The organism is Micromonospora sp. NPDC005324 (assembly GCF_040607155.1).
GTDB lineage: Bacteria > Actinomycetota > Actinomycetes > Mycobacteriales > Micromonosporaceae > Micromonospora > Micromonospora trifolii.
The window spans coordinates 50,013-67,519 of the sequence record NZ_JBEXGE010000034.1 but is presented as its reverse complement, the minus strand read 5'-3'; the positions used below and the strand labels follow the sequence as shown (position 1 = coordinate 67,519).

Sequence of the window (17,507 nt, the reverse complement as noted above, 5' to 3'; positions counted from 1 at the left end):
CCTGCTCAGGGCACGACACGAAGGCGCGGCAGCTCCCCGCTGGAGATCGTCTCCGGGTCCACCTGGGCACCGAACCAGGCGGCCAACCGCTCGTACGGCAGCGGCCGGCTGAACAGGAAGCCCTGCCCGATCTCGCAGCCGATGTCCTGGAGAAGCTCCAGGGTCAACTCGCTCTCCACACCCTCGGCCACCACTGCCAACCCGAACTGCTGGGAGAGGGTCACCACCGCGTTGACGATCGCCAGGTCCCCCGGGTCGGTCGCCATGCCCTGCACGAAGGAACGGTCCACCTTCACCTCGTGCACCGGCAGCCGGCGCAGGTGCGCCAGGGAAGAGTCGCCAGTGCCGAAGTCGTCCACCGACAGCCGTACACCGAGATCCCGCAGCCGTTGCAGGGTGGGGATGGGCCGGTCCGTGCCGTCCAGCACACCCGACTCGGTGATCTCCAGGGTGAGGCGCTGCGCCGGCACCTTGTACTCGGTCAGCAGCTCCTGCACCCGATCCGGGAAGTGTTGGTCGGTGAGCGTCCGGGCGGCCAGGTTCACCGCGATGGGCAACGGCTGGTTGGCCTCGGCCCAGTCCCGGCTGCGGCGCAGCCCCTCCCGGAGCACCACCTCGGTGAGCCGACTCAACTGGCCGGTGTGCTCGGCCACCGCCACGAAGTCCTCGGGTGCGACCGTGCCGTGCGTCGGATGCTCCCAACGGGCCAGGCACTCGACGCCGACCAGGCGGCGGTCCCGCAATGTCACCTTGGGCTGGAAGTAGACCTCCAGCTCTCCCTGATCCAGTGCCTGGTGCAGGTCGCCGGCGAGACCCAGCCGGCGCAGCGACCGGGACTCCAGGCCCGGGTTGAACAACTGCACGCTGCCCGGCACCGACTTGGCCGCCGTGGTGGCCAGGTCGACCCGCAGCAGCAAGGTCGCCGCATCGCTGCCGTGATCCGGGTGTACGGCCACCCCGACGGCGGTGTCCACCACCAGCGTGAGCGCGTCGAAGACCATCTCGTCGCGGATCTGGTCACGTAGCTGACTGGCGAGCTCCAACGCCGCGTCCGCGCTCTCCAGCCGCAGCGTCACCAGGAACTCGTCGCCACTCGCCCGGCCTACCAGAGCCGACGACGGCGCGCTGGCCCGCAACCGGTTGGCGACCTCGGCCAGGACCTTGTCCCCCGCCGCGTGACCGAGCGACTCGTTGACCTGCCGCAACCCGTCCACATCGAAGAGCAGCAGCGCCACCACCTCGCCGGGCGCCCGGATCTTGACCGACTCGTCCAGCGCGCCGGTGATGCGCCGACGATTGGGCAGCTTGGTCAGCGCGTCGTGGTACGCGTCGTGCCGCAGCCGGTCCACCAGCCGGGAGTTCTCCAGCGCCACCGCCGCGTGCGCCGCCACTGTCTCGAACAGCGGCACGTCGTTGCGGACAAAGTAGTTGCTGTCACCGAGCCGGTTGGCGACCTCGAGCGTGCCGATGATCACCTGGCCCGACCGGAGCGGAAGCACGATCACGTCCTTGACCCGCTGCGCGGACAACTCGCCGCGCAGGTCGGCGTCGGTGGTCATGCCACGTCCGACCGCGACGACGCGCCCCTCGTCACGGGCCCGTCTCCGCAGGACGGCTGGGGTCTTGGCGAGGTCGAGCAGACCCGGATCGTCGTTTCGTGCCGTCAGCAGCACCTCCGGATGCCGACCCTGAGCCGGCAGCCACAGCGTGGCGTACTCCGCCTGCATGAGGGCCCGCACCCGGCCCAGCAGCGCGTCCGCCAAGGTCCCGTCCTGACCGCTCTCGGCCACCGCGCGACTCAGCTCGTACATGTCGGCGAGGGTGCGATGCTGTCGGAAGAACTGCGCGTACGCGCGGTAGACGATGGCCAACGCGCCGACGAGCGCCGCCAACAGCAGCAACGACCACCAGGTCACCGCGATGAGAATGAGGACGACCAACCCACTGGCTATGTTGATGGCCGCGGTGAGCAGCGCCGGGGGGCACTTCCGGATGGTCTCCCAGCCCACCTGCCAGCCCTGTAGCAGGGTGTGCACGCCCGCCACGGAGAGGATGCTCACCAGGTTGACCATGCTGGCCGCCACGAACAGGGTCAGCCACGTTCCCGGGCCGACCCCCCGCACGGGCGGCAGCGCCTGCAGGACCAGGATCGCCAGGGACGAGCCCGCAGCGGCGCGAGCGACGTTGAACCAGAACTTCGTCGCGGCAAAGCGGTGCCGGAGGTGTGTGATGACGGCCGCGAGGGTGTAGATCGTCACCACGGTGAGTGGCCGGACCAGATAGAACGCCAGGACCAGCGGAATCTCGGTGAGCGTCACCCCGATCGACTGACGCCGCACCGAGAAGTTGAGCACCGGGAGCCCTGCGGCAACCATGGCGACCAGCAGGGCCGCGGCGAGCGGCCACTCCCCGACGGACTCATCAGCGACCAGGCCGACGACTGTGGAACAGACGACGGCCAGCAACGCCATTGGCCCGGTGATGAACCAGGCGCGCTCGGTCGAGCGGGGGCCCGCGCGGCCGTTACCCGCCATGCGACGCCCCCTCACCGCCCCCGCCGGTCACATCATCGAGATCGTGCTTGTTATCGAGGTGCTGGCATGTTCCAGATGACGTCCGCAGTCTGCATCTGGTCGCCCCACAGGTCACCCACGAAGACAACCGCGAGGGCGGTAAGCACCAAGAACGAGCCAAGCAGCCGGCCCAGCGTTCGACCAGACATTTTTGCTCCTGTCGGGGAAGTGTCGCAGGGATGGTGGAGGTTCCACGATCGTGCCACACGGCCCGTATGCAGAAAAGCGGCCAGTGGCGGGACCGGTCCGAGCGTTGACTAGGTCGCGCCCTTCGGACAGCCCGCCGTGCCAGATCAGGGCCCGTTCCATGCCATCAGGCGTTTCGCCCGACGCTTGATACGACCATCAGCACAATTCACCCAGGCTGCTATGCACCCACCGACACGTCTCTGACGATCACTCCCTGTGACTGAACCCGCCGGGCCGAAACGCACCGACGGCGGCCAGTCCATCGACCACCATACCTGGTTCCCTCTCGGGCACAAGGGGTCATTCCGAGGCAACGCGGCTCGCCCCGACCCTGGTGCCGACCGTCGTCGCGCCCGGCGTACGACGAGAAACTCTGGCGTTTGGCGGCTCTCGCCAACCCGCGCGCATCCGCTCCGGCGTCTGCGATCCGACGTCCACTGCCACCGGGCATCACCCAGCCAACCCGCCAGCGTCGTGAAGCGACGACGGCGACGCGGACTCAGGCTCACCGCAGTGGACGGAACGCGTGACGCTCCTCGCCGGCGAGGAGCTCCGGGGCCCCCAGGCCACGAAGTGGCCGCCGCTGTCGATCTCATTGAACGAAAGGGGCCCCTGACCGGCGTGAACGCTGGTCAGGGGCCTCTTTTTGCACCTGGTGGCGGGTAGAGGATTCGAACCTCTGAAGCTTTCGCGACGGATTTACAGTCCGCTCCCATTGGCCGCTCGGGCAACCCGCCAGGGCACCCCACCGCGTCGCAACGCGGCGGCGGAAGCAAGAATAGCGGCTCCCCCCGGTGCCGATGCAACCGGGTACGGTCAGGGGGTCGTGCCGCTGGTCGGCGGCCGACGGCAGGCCCAGACCGCCGGACAGCAGGAGCAGAAACATGGCAGCGAACCCGTCGTTCGACATCGTGAGCAAGGTTGACCGTCAGGAGGTCGACAACGCCCTTCGGCAGGCGGAGAAGGAGCTTGCGACGCGGTTCGACTTCCGCGGCACCGGCGCTGAGATCTCCTGGTCCGGCGAGGAGGCGATCGGTCTTCAGGCGGAGACCGAGGAGCGCGTCCGCGCCGCACTGGACGTGTTCAAGGAAAAGCTCGTCAAGCGGAACATCTCGCTGAAGTCCCTGGATGCTGGGGAGCCGCGCCCGTCGGGCAAGATCTTCAAGATCGACTGCAAGGTGATCCAGGGCATCGAGACGGACAAGGCCAAGGCCATCAGCAAGAAGATCCGCGACGAGGGTCCCAAGGGCGTGCAGGCGCAGATCCAGGGTGACCAGTTGCGCGTCACCGGCAAGAAGCGCGACGACCTTCAGGCCGTCATCTCGCTGCTCAAGGGTGAGGACTTCGGCGTCGCCCTTCAGTTCGACAACTACCGCTGAGGGCAGCCCACCCCGGCCCCACCAGCGGTCCGGTCCCGGCTTGGATCGACTCAGGTTCCTGTAAGTCGGGGCATCCAGGCGACTGGGACACCGCGACTTACAGGAACCCGAGTCGATCAAGGCGCAAGGCCGCCCACGGCGCGGGCCGGCCAGCGCACAGGCTGAGACGCAGGGGCTGGTCAGACGGTGACGGGGTGTTCGGTGCGTACCGCAGTGGTTTCCGCTCGGGCGATGGGCCCGGCGGGCAGTGCGGCGACCGCGGCCCCGACGGCGACCGCCGCCCCGGCGAACAAGAATGCCCAGCGGACGCCGCCTGCGTGATCCACGATCACGCCGGCCACCGAGCCGCCGGCGGCGCTCGCCGCCACCGCGACGGTGACCACCCAGGTGTACGCCTCGTTCAACATGCCGGTCGGGGCGATCCGGCCGACCAGTGTGTTCTCCAGGGTCAGCGCGGGCGCGATGGTGGCCCCACCGGCGACCAGCGCGACACCCAGCGCGAGTGGGGTGGGCATCACCGCGAACACGGCGAAGGTGGCGGCCAGCGCGCCGAGCAGCAGGGCGAACTGCCGGGTCATGTTCGGTGCCGGCTTGCGGACGCCGAACCACAGCCCACCGATGGCGCTGCCGATCCCCCAGACCGCGAGCAGCACACCGGCGAGGCTCTCCGGGTCGTCGGTGGTGTGGTCGCTCGCGAACGCCGGAACGATCACACCGGCGGCTCCGAATGCGATGCCCAGGCCGGCCACGCAGATCAGCAGGGCCGGGAAGCCGGGGACCCGCAGTGGGCCGAGCCCACGGGCGTGGTGTTCCTGCGGGTGCGGACGCCAGCCGCGCATGACCCGACCGAGGGCCACGGCGGTCGTGCCGACCAGGGTGACCACTGCCGCACCGATCAGCGCGGCCGCCGCGTCGGCGACGAGGACGAAGCCGGCGACGAGCAGCGGGCCGAGGACGAAGACGATTTCGAACAGCGTGGTCTCGGCGGCCAGCGCGGTGTTGCGCAGGTGGTACCGACCGGAGTTGGGGCCGGTCAGGTCGTTCCAGGCGCCTCGGATGGCGGCGGTGAGCGGTGGGTAGGTGGCACCGGCCACGCCTGCGGCGAGGTAGATGGCGGGGAGAGCGTCGTCGCCGGAGCGGCTGGCCAGCAGCAACCCGATGAGCGCCAGCGGGTGGGCCACGGCGGTGAGCAGCAGGACGGGGCTGGGGCCGACCCGGTCGGCGATCCGTCCGGCAACCGGGCTGAGGGCTGCACCGGCCAGGGCGTAGATGCCGCCGGCGATGGCGGCCAGCGAGTAGCGCCCGGTCACCTGCTCGACCACCAGGAGCAGCGCCAGCGGGGTCATGCCGATTCCGAGCCGCCCGATGATGCCGGTGATCAGCAGCATGGGCGCGCCGGGGATCCGCCAGACACCCAGGTACTGACGCAGCGCGGTCACCGTGAACCTCCCGAGGGTGTAATGAGCGTGAGCCGTTATGACCCTAACGCCACTGCCCGGCCGGTAGACAACGGAAATACAGCACTCCGCCCGCACCCGGGGCGACCGGGTACGGGCGGAGGCGGTGGATCAGCGGATCAGCGCTGGAACTGCACCGGTCCCGCGTTGCGGGCCATCTGCTCCAGCCGGGCGACGCGGTCCTCCATCTTGGGGTGGGTGGAGAAGAGCGCCGCCATGCCGCCACCCCGGAACGGGTTGGCGATCATGAGGTGGGCGGTGCTGGTGAGCTGGCCCTGGGCCGGCAACGGCCGACGCCGGGCCACCGCGTCGATCTTGCGGAGCGCGCTGGCCAGGGCCAGCGGGTCGCGGCTCAGCTCGGCGCCGGAGGCGTCCGCCTGGAACTCGCGGCTCCGGCTGATCGCCAACTGGATCACTGTGGCCGCGATCGGGCCCAGGATCAGGGTGAGCAGCAGCACAGCCGGGTTGGGTCGGTCCTCGTCGTCCCCGCCGCCCAGCGGGATGAAGAAGGCGAGGTTCGCCAGCAGGGTGATGATGCTGGCCAGGCCGGCCGCCACGCTGGAGATCAGGATGTCCCGGTTGTAGACGTGGGACAGCTCGTGCCCGATCACGCCGCGCAGCTCGCGGTAGTCGAGGATCTCGGTGATGCCCTGGGTCACGCAGACGGCCGCGTGCTGCGGGTTGCGACCGGTGGCGAACGCGTTGGGTTGCGCGGTGGGGCTGACGTAGAGCCGCGGCATCGGCTGCCGGGCATCGGTGGCCAGCTCGCGGACCATCCGGTACAGCTCGGGGAACTGCGCCTCGGTGACCGGTTGCGCCCTCATCGAGCGCAGTGCGAGCTTGTCGGAGTAGAAGTAGGTGACGCCGTTCATGACCAGTGACACGAGGACGGCGATGACCAGGCCGCCGCTGCCGCCGAACCAGTAACCCACCGCCAGGATCAGGGCGCTGAGCAGGCCGAGCAGCGCTGCGGTCTTCAGACGGTTGTGGTGCACGATGTCTCCTTCGGTGCACGGATCGCCGGGATCCGCTGACCGGTCCAACAACCCGGTACCCGCCAACCATCCGTCTCAACGCTGAGAGTTCACTGAGACCGAAGTCGCAGGTCAGGTCAACGGCTGGCCAGGTCGAGCACCAACTGGGGGGCGAAGCCCAGCACCACGGCGGCCACCGTCGCCACCGCCAGCACCACAGCCACCACACCCACCACGGGTACGGCCGCGGCGCCGCCGCCATTCGCGGGAGCGAGGGGCGCCGGCGCCCAGAGCGCGGCGGTCACCCGCAGGTAGTAGGCGAGCCCGATCACGGCGTTCAGCGCCACCACCAGCGCCAGCCAGGCCGCGCCACCGTCCAGCAGCGCCCGGACCACTGTCACCTTCGCGAACAGGCCAGCCAGCCCCGGCGGCAGACCAGCCAGACCCACCAGCGCGAGACCGAACGCCGCAGCTCGCCACGGGTGCCGCCGGGCTGCTCCACGCAGGTCGTCCAGCGTGCCTCCGTCCGCACCCGCCGGCCGTAGCGCTGTCACTCCGGCGAACGCCGCCAGCTCCAACACCACGAAGAAGACGGCGTACGCCACGGCGGCCGCGTACGCGGCGGACAGTGCCTCGTCCGTGCGCCCGGCGGCCAGCGCCAACGCTCCCAGCGGGGCGAGGATGTACCCGGCCTGCGCGACTGACGACCAGGCGAGCAGCCGGACGGTCCGCCGCTGACGCAGGGCGACCAGGTTGCCGACGGTCATGGTGAGCACGGCGAGCAGGGCGAGCACCGGGCCGGTCTGGTCCGCCGGCAGCGCCCGTTGCACCACGGCGAGCAGGGCGACCAGGCCGCCCAGCTTCGACGCTGTGGACAGGTACGCGGCCACCGGCAGTGGCGCCCCGTCGTAGGTGGCAGGGGCCCAGGCGTGGAACGGCACCGCCGCCACCTTGAAGGCCAGGCCGACCAGCAGCACCGCCACCGCGGCGGTGGTCAGCGGCAGGTCCCGCAGCTCCGGCTGCTCGGCGAGCAACGCGCCGAGCCGGTCCAGGTGCAGCCCGCCGGTCACCGCGTACAGCAGCGCCGCGCCGAGCAGTGTCAGCGTGGTCGCCACCACGCTGACCACGAAGAAGGTCACCGCCGCCTCGGCGCTCGCGAGGCTCCCCCGGCGCAGGCCGACCAGCACGTACAGCGGCAGGGTCAGCGTCTCCAGGGCGACGATCAGCGTGATCAGGTCTCCGGCCGCGCCGAGCACCACGCCGCCGGTCATCGAGCAGGCCAGCAGGAAGGCGTACTCCCCGACCGGTGACCGCCCGGCCCGTAGCGCGGGCACCGACAGCCCGAGCACTCCGAGGGTGAGCAGCGCGACCACCACGCCGACCAGTGCCGCGCGACCGCCGAAGATCCAGGAGCAGTCGGCGCCCACGCAGAACGTCCGCCGCTCGGCGCCCGCCCCGACCAGCGCGGAGCCGACGGCGGTGCCGAGCGCGCCGAGCGCGGCCACGGCGATGGTGGCCCGCGGCCGGGCCACGAGCAGGTCGGTGATGAGCACGAGCACGGCCGTGCCGGCGGCCAGGTAGGCCGGCAGCAGCGCGACGCTGTCCACGCTCTGCACGACGTTCATCTGAGCCTGCCTTCGTTCGCGACTGCGGGGCTTCGCTCCGCTGCACTCCTCGCGCTCACCGGGAAACCACACCGATCAGGGCGTCGACGGGTGCCTCGGCGACGCCGAGGACCAACGTCGGCGCCAACCCGATGGCCAACGCGAGCAGCACCAGCGGCACCCAGGCGGTCAGCTCCGCACCGGCCAGGCCGGTGCCGACCTGACCGACGGCGGGGCTCGGCCGGTTGTGGGTGACCTGGCGCAGCAACCGCAGGAAGTACGCGGCGGTGAGCGCCCCACCGACCGCCGCCAGCACCCCGAGCGTGGTCCAGAGCGGGCCGCCCACCTGCACGGCGGCGATCACCGCGAACGCCTCACCCCAGAAGCCGGCCAGCCCGGGCAGGCCCAGCGACGCGATCGCCGCGAACGCGAGCAGACCCGCCAACCGTGGCGCGGTCTCCCGCAGCCCGGAGAGCTCGGCGAGGGTGCCGGTGCCGGTACGGTCCTTCACCGCCCCGGCCAGGAAGAACAGCAGGCCGGTGATCACACCGTGCGCGACGTTGCCGATCAACGCCGCCTGGATGCCGGTGGCGGTCAGCGTGGCGACGCCCAGCAGCACGAAGCCCATGTGCCCCACGCTGGAGTACGCGATGAGCCGCTTCAGGTCCGACTGGGCCAGGCAGACCAGCGAACCGATCAGGATCGCGGCGACGGCGAGCACGCCGAGCACCGGCGCCGCCCAACGGGCACCCTCCGGCGCCACCCCCACCGCCACCCGAATCAGGCCGTACGTGCCCATCTTGAGCAGCACACCGGCCAACACCACACTGCCCACAGTGGGTGCCTGGGTGTGCGCGTCGGGCAGCCAGGAGTGCAACGGCCACAGCGGGCTCTTCACCGCGAACGCCAACGCGAGCAGTGTGAACGCAGCCAACTGGGTGCCCCTGGACATCCCCGCGCCGCCGGTCAGCGTCACCAGGTCGGCGGTGCCGGCGGCGGCGACCACGACGTACACGCCGACCAGCAGCAGCACCGAGCCGAACAGCGTGTAGAGCGCGAACTTGCGGGCCGCCCGACGCCGGTCCGCGCCACCCCAGCCGGCGATGATCGCGAACATCGGCAGCAGGACGACCTCGAAGAAGAGGAAGAACAACACCAGGTCCAGGGCGAGGAAGGTGCCCAGGATGCCCACCTCGACCACCAACAGCAGCGCGACGAGCGCCCGGCCGCTGCCGCCGGCCGGCACCCGCCACATCGTGTACGCGCAGCAGAGCAACGTGAGCAGCGCGGTCAACACCACCAGCGGCCAGGAGATGCCGTCGACGCCGAGGTGGAAGCGCAACTCCAGACCGGGCACCCAGGGCAGGTCCAGTTGGTGCCACGGGCGCACCGCCGGCGCGCCGGCCGACCAGGCGACCCAGCCTCGACCGCCGAACACCAGCGGCACCGCGGCCAGCAGTGTCAACGCCGCCGCGACAGTGCCGACCAACCGGGCCGCCCGGTCCCGGGGCGTCGCCGCCACCGCTACCGCACCCAGCGCCGGCACCGCCAGAACAGCGACCAGCAACCCCTGCCCCAACGTCATCGGTCAACTCCAACCAGGGCGGCGGCCAGGCCGATCAGCAGCGCGCCGGCCAGGACGCCGGCGGCGGCCCGGGGCAGCGCCGCGCGGTGCAGCGCGGCCAGCCCCGCGCCCAGACCAGACGCGGCTCGCCCACTGCCCTCGACCGCGCCGTCCACCACCACCTCGTCACTCGTGCGCGCGGCGCGGGCCAGCGCGCGGACGGGACGCACCACAACTGTGTGCTGGACGTCGTCGAGCCGGAACGCGCGGGCGAAGACCGGCCGCAGCGGACCCAGCGCGGCCGCCGGGTCGGCGGCCGGGTCGCGCCGCCAGCCCAGCGTCACCAGCGCGGCGCCGAACAGCAGGAACGCGAGCGGCAGCAGCACCCCCGGCCCCAGGTGGACCAGGCCGTCCTCGGAGCCCGCCACCGGGACGGTGGGGAACCGCAGTCGGTCGGCGAACGCCCCGAGGAACCCGGCCAGACCGAGCAGCGCGGCCGGCACGGCCAGCAGCAGCACCGGCCAGCGCAGCACCGCCGGCGGGTCGTGCGGCCGGACCAGGGGCAGGCGCGGAGCGCCGAAGAAGGCGCGCAGCAGTAGCCGACCCGCGTACCAGGCGGTGACCGCCACGCCGACCAGCCCGGCGACCCAGACGATCCAGCCCACCCAGGACGGGGCCGGGCCGGTGCCCTCCAGTGCGGCCGACTCGGCGACCGTCAGTACGCCGTCCTTGCTCCAGAAACCGGCCAACGGCGGCACCCCGGCCAGCGCGCCCAGGCCCACCACAGTGCACCAGAACGTCACCGGCATGCTGCGCCGCAGCCCGCCCATCTCCGACATCAGTGTGGTGCCGACGGCGTGGATGACCGCGCCGGCGGCGAGGAACAGCAGCGCCTTGAAGGCGGCATGGGTGAGCAGGTGGAACAGCGCGGCCGACGGTGAGCCGACCGCCAGCGCGCCGGTCATGTAGCCCAGCTGGGACACCGTCGACCAGGCCAGCACGCGTTTGATGTCGTCCTGGGCGGTGGCGGCGAGCGCGCCGAGCAGCAGCGTGATCGCGCCGAGCACCCCCAGGACGGTCAGCGTCACCGGCGCGGCGGTGAACAGCGGGTAGAGCCGGGCCACCGCGTACACCCCGGCGGCGACCATCGTCGCGGCGTGGATCAACGCGGAGATCGGGGTCGGGCCGGCCATCGCGTCCGGCAGCCAGGTGTGCAGCGGGAACTGCGCGCTCTTGCCGGCCACGCCGGCGAGCAGCAGCAGGCCGGCGGCGGTCAACGTGGCGCTGGAGTGTTCGTGGGCGAGCACGTCGGCGATCCGGAAGCTGCCCGTCGACACACCCAGCAGCGCGATGCCGAGCAGGAAACCGACGTCACCGACCCGGGTCACCAGGAACGCCTTCATGGCGGCGGCGGGGGCGCCGGCCAGTCGGCGGTCGTGGGCGATGAGCAGGTACGAGCAGAGGCCCATCACCTCCCAGCCGACCAACAGCATGATCAGGTCGCCGGCGACCACCACCAGCAGCATGGCACCTGTGAAGAGGCTGATCTGGGCGGCGTAGGGCGGGTAGCGGTGGTCCACGTCGACGTCGTCGTGGGGACCGCGTCGCAGGTAACCGATCGAGTAGACCTGCACGGCCAGGGCGACAGCGGTGACCGCCACCGCTACCAGCGCGGCGGCGCCGTCCAGCCGTACGCCGAGGGTCACCGCCAGGCCCCCGAAATCGACCCAGGTGGCCGACGTCTCCGTCGGCCCGTCGACGGTGAACAGCAGCGCCACGGCCAGCGCCAGCGCGCCGGCCGCACCGAGGACGCCGAGCGTCACCGCGGCCGTCCGACCCCGGTCGCCGCCGGTCGCGCCGTCCCGCCGAGGGGCCGGTGGCAGCAGCAGACCGAGCAGCCCGGCGGCCAGCGGTACGGCGGGCAGCAGCGCCCCGAGCAGCCCGGTCACCGGCCCGCCTCCGAGTCTCCGACGGCCGGCTCGCGCCCACCGACGGGATCCGGCGACTCGGTCAACGGCACGTCATCCACGGCGACTGTCGCCCGCAGCCGGTAGAGCTGAAGGACGATCGCCAGCCCCACCCCGATCTCGGCGGCGGCGAGGACGATGACGAACAGCGCGAAGACCTGCCCCGAGTGCGGGAGCACGGCGCGGGCGGTGGTGTCAGCGGTGACCAGGATCAGGTTGACAGCGTTGAGCATCAACTCGACCGACATCAGCACCAGCACCGCGTTGCGTCGGCGCAGTACGCCGTACACGCCGAGGCCGAACAGCAGCGCGGCGGTGACGTACGGGATGACCGGCCTCACCGGCGCCCCCCGGGCTCGCTGTCGACCAGGTCGGCTGCCGTGCCGTCGCGTTGCGGGGCGGCTCGGCCGATGTCCGGCCGGGACAGCACGATCGCGCCCACCAACGCGGAGAGCAGCAGCACCGAGAGCACCTCGAACGGCAGCACCCAGGATTGGAAGATCTGCTCACCCAGCCGCTCGGCGGTGCCGGCGTCAGGCAGGGTGACGGTGCTCCAGCGGTACGCGTCGACCAGCAGGGCGGTCAGCCCCAGCCCCGCGCCGCCACCGATCAGCGCGGCCGGCCAGCCGGGCCGGTCCAGATCGTCGGAGGCCCCGATCGGGGCCCGGGTCAGCATCACCGCGAACAGCAGCAGGACCACCACCGCGCCCACGTAGATCAGCACCTGCACCCAGGCCACCAGCTCGGCGCTGAGCACCAGGAAGTCACCTGCCAACGCGCCCAGGCACACCACCAGGTAGAGCCCGGCCCGGACCAGGTGTTTCGTGGTCACCACCAACACGCCGGCACCGACCGCCACCGCGCCGAGGGCGAGCAGCAGCACGTCCGCCCCGGTCACCGGGGCGCCCTTCCGGCTCGGGCGCTCACGACGCCGGGTCCTGGTCGCTGTCGGGACGTACCGCTGCCGGAGCGGGACGTGCGGCGGCTGCCTTGCGCGCGGCGGAGGTCTCCTCCTTGGCCGGCTCGCCGTTCGGGTCGTGCGCGGGCGGCGGCGGAACGGTGGCCATCCACTGACCGAGGTGGTCCTTGTCGTGCAGCAGGTCCTTGATGTCGTACTCGGCGTACTCGAACTCCGGCGACCAGTAGAGCGCGTCGAACGGGCAGACCTCGATGCAGATGCCGCAGTACATGCAGAGCGAGAAGTCGATGTCGAACTTGTCGAGCACGTTGCGCTGGCGGGGGCGGGCGGCGCCGGGCACCACCACCTCCTCCTTGTGCGAGTCGATGTAGATGCACCAGTCCGGACACTCCCGGGCGCAGAGCATGCAGACCGTGCAGTTCTCCTCGGACAGGGCGATCACGCCGCGCGAGCGGGGCGGCAGGTCGGGGGCCGTGTCCGGGTACTGCTGGGTGGTCGAACGGCTGGTCATCGTCTTGAGGGTGACCGCAAGCCCTTTCACCAGGCCCGCGCCGGGAAGGCCGCGTTCGCTGGTGTCGCCGCGCTCGCCGGGGTCGCTCATGTCGACCATCCTGCCCTGTGGCCACGGCGCGCGCGACCACCACCCACAGGTCCAGGGCGGTACCGTGGTCGCGGGGAGAACGAACGCACCTGGAAGGACCTGCCATGACCGCCGCGCTGCAGAGCGACCACCCGCCCGAGAGCGAGTGGACGACTGACGACCTGGATGCGCTGCCCGAGGATGGTCGCCGCCGGGAACTGCTCGATGGAGTGCTGCTGATGTCCCCCTCCCCCACCCGTACCCACCAGACCATCGCCGGCCGGCTGATGGTTGCGCTCGACGAAGAATGCCCCGACGGCTACGACGTGACCCAGGCGGTCGAGGTGCGGATCAACCGCACCCGGTCCTTCATCCCCGACGTGCTGGTCACCACGGCCGCCGCGGCGGCCCGCGAGCCGGCGAGGTACGAGCCGCACGAGGTGGTCGTCGCCATCGAGATCGTCTCGCCGAGCACCCGCTCGATCGACCGGGTGTTGAAGCCGGCGCTGTACGCCCAGGCCGGCATCCCCTACTACTGGCGGATCGAGACGGAGGGTGGCGCGCTGGAGGTCGTGACCTACCGGATCGACGCGGTGAACGAGGTCTACACCGAGACCGGGCGGTGGACGAAGTTCGTCGACACCGGCGAGCCCTTCCCGATCAATCTGCCCATCAGCCGGATCACGCCCCGGGCCCGTTGACCACGACCGGTGGGAGCATCTCGACGCCGAGTTGTTGCAGCAACTGGAACAGCTCGTTGCAGCTCCACACCTCGACGATCCGGCCCGCCGCGTCGAAGCGCAGGAACGTCGCCCCGGAGTAGCTGACCACCTGCCCGGTCGGCGGCACCGGCCCGAACTGGCCGGCGTGGGTGCCGGCGGCCCGCCAGTGCACTGCCACCCGCTCGCCGGCCGCGACCACGTCGACGATCTTGTAGCGGAGGTCCGGGAAGGCCGCCCGGCGCTCACGGTGCCAGGCCAACGTCGCCTCCGGCCCGGTGCCGCCCAGCCCCGGGCACTCGTCGGCGACCAGCTCGTACGCCGACTCCTCCCGGCGGGCATTCCACACGTCGGCGATGAACCGCCGTGCCGCCGCCTCCACATCCGTCATGTCGGCAGGGTATCCGGGACCACAGTGCGCCGTAGATCCGCGAGGATTGGGTAGAGACACGGACCAGACCGGGAGGGCGACGTGGGCGAGGAACAAGGCGGCAAGTACGTCGAGCCGGGCGGCGAGTTCACCCGCGACCAGCGGTACATCGCCACCCGGATCACCGAGGACGGGCGCGACGGATACCCGGTCGAGCCGGGCCGGTACCGGCTGGCGGTCAGCCGGGCCTGCCCGTGGGCCAACCGACTGATCATCGTGCGGCGGTTGCTCGGTCTGGAGGACGCCATCTCGATGGCGGTGGCCGGCCCGACCCACGACGCGCGGAGCTGGACCTTCGACCTCGACCCGGACGGCCGGGACCCGGTGCTTGGCATCGAGCGCATCCAGGAGGCGTACTTCAAGCGTTTCCCCGGCTACGAGCGCGGCATCACTGTGCCGGCGATCGTGGACGTGCCGACCGGGCAGGTGGTGACCAACGGCTACGCGCAGATGAGCCTGGACCTGTCCACGCAGTGGAGGGCCTACCACCGCGAGGGCGCCCCGCAGCTCTACCCCGAACACCTGCGGGAGCAGATCGACGAGGTCAACGCCGTGGTGTTCTCCGACGTCAACAACGGCGTCTACCGGTGCGGTTTCGCGGGCAACCAGGAGGCGTACGACAAGGCGTACCACCAGCTCTTCGACCGGCTGGACTGGCTCACCGAGCGGTTGACCGACCAGCGCTACCTGGTCGGCGACACCGTCACCGAGGCCGACGTGCGGCTGTTCACCACGCTGGTCCGCTTCGATCCGGTCTACCACGGCCACTTCAAGTGCAACAGGCAGAAGCTGAGCGAGATGCCGGTGCTGTGGGCGTACGCCCGGGACCTGTTCCAGACTCCCGGCTTCGGCGACACCATCGACTTCGACCACATCAAGCGGCACTACTACGAGGTGCACCGCGACATCAACCCGACCGGGATCGTGCCGCTCGGCCCCGACCTGTCCAACTGGCTCACCCCGCACGGCCGGGAAGCGCTGGGTGGCCGCCCCTTCGGCGACGGCACCCCGCCCCCACCCCCGGCCGAGCCGGTAGACCCCGCACACACCCCGCTGCGCTGACCCGCCCCCTTGCGCGCGTCGATCTTGCACTTTCGGACGCCGAAATGCCTCACTTGGTAGCTTTTGCCGGGACAGGAAGTGCAAGATCGACGCGCGCCAGGGAGCGGGGTTTACAGGGCTATGCGGACGGCTGCGGTCAGGACGAGTTGGGCCAGGGAGGCGGGGACCAGGACCAGCCAGCAGAGGCGTTGGAGTTGGTCCTCGCGTAGCCGGGGGTAGGACACCCGGAGCCAGATGATCACGAAGGACACCGCGGAGATCTTGAGCAGCGTCCAGAGCCAGCCCAGCTGGTCGTCGGCGAACGGGCCCTGCCAACCACCCAGGAACAGCACAGTGGTCAGCGCGGCGATCACCACGATGCCGACGTACTCGGCGAGCAGGAAGAACGCGAACCGCAGACCGGTGTACTCGGTCATGTAGCCGAAGACCAGCTCCGAGTCGGCCACCGGCATGTCGAACGGTGGCCGACGGATCTCGGCCAGCCCGGCGACGAAGAAAATGATCATCGCGGGTGCCTGCCAGAGCAGCCACCACGGCTGCCACGCCTCCACGATGCCCGACAGGCTGAGCGTGCCGGCCGCCATCGCCACCGACGCGGCGGCCAGCACCAGCGGCAGCTCGTAACCGAGCAACTGGGCCGCCCCGCGCAACCCGCCCAGCAGGCTGTACTTGTTGGCCGACGCCCACGCCGACATCAGCACCGCCACCACCCCGACGCCGACAACGGCCAGCACGAAGAAGAGGCCGATGTCCAACGGTTGCCCGACCAGGTCGTTCGGACCGAGCGGAATGACCAGCAGCACCAGCAGGTAGGGCACCAGGGCCACCGCCGGCGCCAACCGGAACACCGCCCGGTCCGCCTCGCGCGGCGTGATGTCCTCCTTCTGCACGAACTTGACCCCGTCGGCGACCAGCTGCGCCCAACCGTGGAAGCCGCCCGCGTACATCGGGCCGAGCCGGCCCTGCATGTGCGCCATCACCTTGTGCTCGGCCTGGCCGACAAGCAACGGCAGGGTGAGGAACGCGACCACCACGCCGCCGATCCGGAGCACCAACTCCACCCAGAGCGGCATCAGGTCGTACCCCCGTCGTGGTCGCCCCGGCCAGCGCGGCCCGGCGGGTCCGCGATCGGCTCGCCACCCGGTGCGGCCGAGCCCTCGCCAGGCGCGCCCGATGCGGCCGCGCCGGGCGCGGCCTGGTCGGCCGGGCCAACGCCGGGCGCGGTCTTGTCGGCCGGGCCAACGCCGGGCACGGCCTGGTCGGCCGGGCCAACGCCGGGCACGGTCTCAGCAGCCGGGCCGGCGTCGGGCTGGTCAGGTGCGGCCGCGCCGGGCACGGTCTCGGCGACCGGGGCCGGGCCGTCGGCGGTGCCGACAGGCCGGGGAGTACGCGCCGGACGGGCCCCCGGGGCGGGCCGCGCCGGACGCTCACGGGCCGGCCTGGCCGGGGTGCCGCCACGCGGGCCCTCCCCCACCCCACCGGCGCCCGCCGGGGTGGGCGTGGGCCCCCACTCGCCCGGAGCGGGGACGCCCGGCGGGCGGATCGGTCGACGCCCGCCGCCGGCCTCGGACTCGCCCGGCTCCTTCGCGCCCGGCCAGGGCTTCGCCACCCGGGAAGCCAGCACGAACTCCTTGCGCAGCGGGTGGCCCTCGAACTCCGGAGGCAGCAGCAGCGGCAGCAACTCTCCATGCCCGGCGAAGTCGATGCCGAACATCTCGTGCGTCTCCCGCTCGTGCCAGGCGGCACCGGGGTAGACGTCGACCACCGAGGCGACAGTGGGCGTGCCGCGCGGCAACCGGGTACGCACCAGCAGGCCGTGCCGTAGTCGCGTCGACCAGAGGTGCGCCACCACGTCGAAGCCCTCGGCCAACTCGTCGACGGCGGACAGCCAGTCGAAGAAGTCGCAGGCCAGCTCGGCGTCGTCACGGGCGGCGGAGACCGCTGTCAGCCAACTCGCGGGCGGCACGTCGACTGTGGCCCGGGCGAACCGTTGCCCGCCGGAAACCGACGGGGTCGCCTCAACCGGCGCGAGCAGCGCGACCAGTCGAGCGCCGAGGGCTTCGGGAGTCATGCCGCTGATCCTAGTGCCG

At 71.5% G+C, this 17,507-nt stretch carries 14 protein-coding genes, 1 tRNA gene and 1 pseudogene; 3 read left to right on the top strand and 13 right to left on the bottom strand.

All coding sequences use genetic code 11. The features are described from left to right. Positions 1 to 5 precede the first annotated feature (5 nt). Together ABZS40_RS28260 and ABZS40_RS28255 are read right to left on the bottom strand one after the other, a co-directional pair. On the bottom strand, positions 6 to 2,534 hold the full coding sequence (locus ABZS40_RS28260; RefSeq protein WP_354946518.1) for a bifunctional diguanylate cyclase/phosphodiesterase: 2,529 nt from the start codon (positions 2,532 to 2,534) through the stop codon (positions 6 to 8). A gap of 881 nt (positions 2,535 to 3,415) precedes the next feature. Further along, positions 3,416 to 3,499 (bottom strand) — tRNA-Tyr (locus ABZS40_RS28255). A 147-nt stretch (positions 3,500 to 3,646) separates the two neighbouring features. On the opposite strand from ABZS40_RS28255, the gene ABZS40_RS28250 reads away from it, so the two are divergent. Then, on the top strand, positions 3,647 to 4,141 hold the full coding sequence (locus ABZS40_RS28250; RefSeq protein ID WP_354946517.1) for a YajQ family cyclic di-GMP-binding protein: 495 nt from the start codon (positions 3,647 to 3,649) through the stop codon (positions 4,139 to 4,141). A gap of 179 nt (positions 4,142 to 4,320) precedes the next feature. Here ABZS40_RS28250 and ABZS40_RS28245 read toward each other — a convergent pair whose 3' ends face one another. The 8 genes from ABZS40_RS28245 to ABZS40_RS28210 all read right to left on the bottom strand — a co-directional run bounded on the left by ABZS40_RS28245 (position 4,321) and on the right by ABZS40_RS28210 (position 13,227). Continuing rightward, positions 4,321 to 5,580, bottom strand: coding sequence for an MFS transporter (locus ABZS40_RS28245; RefSeq protein WP_354946516.1), 1,260 nt, complete (start codon positions 5,578 to 5,580; stop codon positions 4,321 to 4,323). Between the two features lie 137 nt (positions 5,581 to 5,717). Further along, on the bottom strand, positions 5,718 to 6,593 hold the full coding sequence (htpX, locus tag ABZS40_RS28240; protein WP_354946515.1) for a zinc metalloprotease HtpX: 876 nt from the start codon (positions 6,591 to 6,593) through the stop codon (positions 5,718 to 5,720). Positions 6,594 to 6,709: 116 nt separating this feature from the next. Beyond that, positions 6,710 to 8,197: a proton-conducting transporter membrane subunit gene (locus tag ABZS40_RS28235; RefSeq protein ID WP_354946514.1), complete on the bottom strand. Its 1,488-nt coding sequence runs from the start codon at positions 8,195 to 8,197 to the stop codon at positions 6,710 to 6,712. Positions 8,198 to 8,252: 55 nt separating this feature from the next. Continuing rightward, positions 8,253 to 9,761, bottom strand: a complete 1,509-nt coding sequence (locus ABZS40_RS28230; protein ID WP_354946513.1) for an NADH-quinone oxidoreductase subunit M — start codon at positions 9,759 to 9,761, stop codon at positions 8,253 to 8,255. After that, a complete protein-coding gene (locus ABZS40_RS28225) occupies positions 9,758 to 11,689 on the bottom strand; it encodes an NADH-quinone oxidoreductase subunit L (RefSeq protein ID WP_354946512.1) in 1,932 nt (643 codons plus the stop codon). The genes ABZS40_RS28230 and ABZS40_RS28225 overlap by 4 nt, the downstream gene beginning before the upstream one ends. After that, on the bottom strand, positions 11,686 to 12,048 hold the full coding sequence (gene nuoK, locus ABZS40_RS28220) for an NADH-quinone oxidoreductase subunit NuoK (protein WP_354946511.1): 363 nt from the start codon (positions 12,046 to 12,048) through the stop codon (positions 11,686 to 11,688). Before nuoK ends, ABZS40_RS28225 begins: the two co-directional genes overlap by 4 nt. Further along, complete coding sequence (locus tag ABZS40_RS28215) at positions 12,045 to 12,605, bottom strand: NADH-quinone oxidoreductase subunit J (RefSeq protein ID WP_354946510.1); 561 nt, start codon at positions 12,603 to 12,605, stop codon at positions 12,045 to 12,047. The genes nuoK and ABZS40_RS28215 overlap by 4 nt, the downstream gene beginning before the upstream one ends. Positions 12,606 to 12,630: 25 nt before the next feature. Next, positions 12,631 to 13,227, bottom strand: a complete 597-nt coding sequence (locus ABZS40_RS28210) for an NADH-quinone oxidoreductase subunit I (RefSeq protein WP_354946509.1) — start codon at positions 13,225 to 13,227, stop codon at positions 12,631 to 12,633. Between the two features lie 104 nt (positions 13,228 to 13,331). Between ABZS40_RS28210 and ABZS40_RS28205 the strand changes: the two genes are divergently transcribed. Next, complete coding sequence (locus ABZS40_RS28205; protein ID WP_354946508.1) at positions 13,332 to 13,907, top strand: Uma2 family endonuclease; 576 nt, start codon at positions 13,332 to 13,334, stop codon at positions 13,905 to 13,907. Here ABZS40_RS28205 and ABZS40_RS28200 read toward each other — a convergent pair. Continuing rightward, entirely contained in the window at positions 13,888 to 14,316 is a 429-nt protein-coding gene (locus ABZS40_RS28200) for an ester cyclase (protein ID WP_354946507.1), read from the bottom strand. The two genes, ABZS40_RS28205 and ABZS40_RS28200, sit on opposite strands and share 20 nt — an antisense overlap. Positions 14,317 to 14,397: 81 nt before the next feature. Between ABZS40_RS28200 and ABZS40_RS28195 the strand changes: the two genes are divergently transcribed. Then, complete coding sequence (locus tag ABZS40_RS28195) at positions 14,398 to 15,417, top strand: glutathione S-transferase C-terminal domain-containing protein (protein WP_354946506.1); 1,020 nt, start codon at positions 14,398 to 14,400, stop codon at positions 15,415 to 15,417. A 110-nt stretch (positions 15,418 to 15,527) separates the two neighbouring features. Here ABZS40_RS28195 and ABZS40_RS28190 read toward each other — a convergent pair whose 3' ends face one another. Both ABZS40_RS28190 and ABZS40_RS28185 read right to left on the bottom strand, forming a co-directional pair. Then, entirely contained in the window at positions 15,528 to 16,490 is a 963-nt protein-coding gene (locus ABZS40_RS28190) for a complex I subunit 1 family protein (RefSeq protein ID WP_354946505.1), read from the bottom strand. A gap of 419 nt (positions 16,491 to 16,909) precedes the next feature. Then, a pseudogene (locus tag ABZS40_RS28185) lies at positions 16,910 to 17,488 on the bottom strand (NADH-quinone oxidoreductase subunit C); the annotation flags it as partial. Between the last annotated feature and the right edge of the window lie 19 nt (positions 17,489 to 17,507).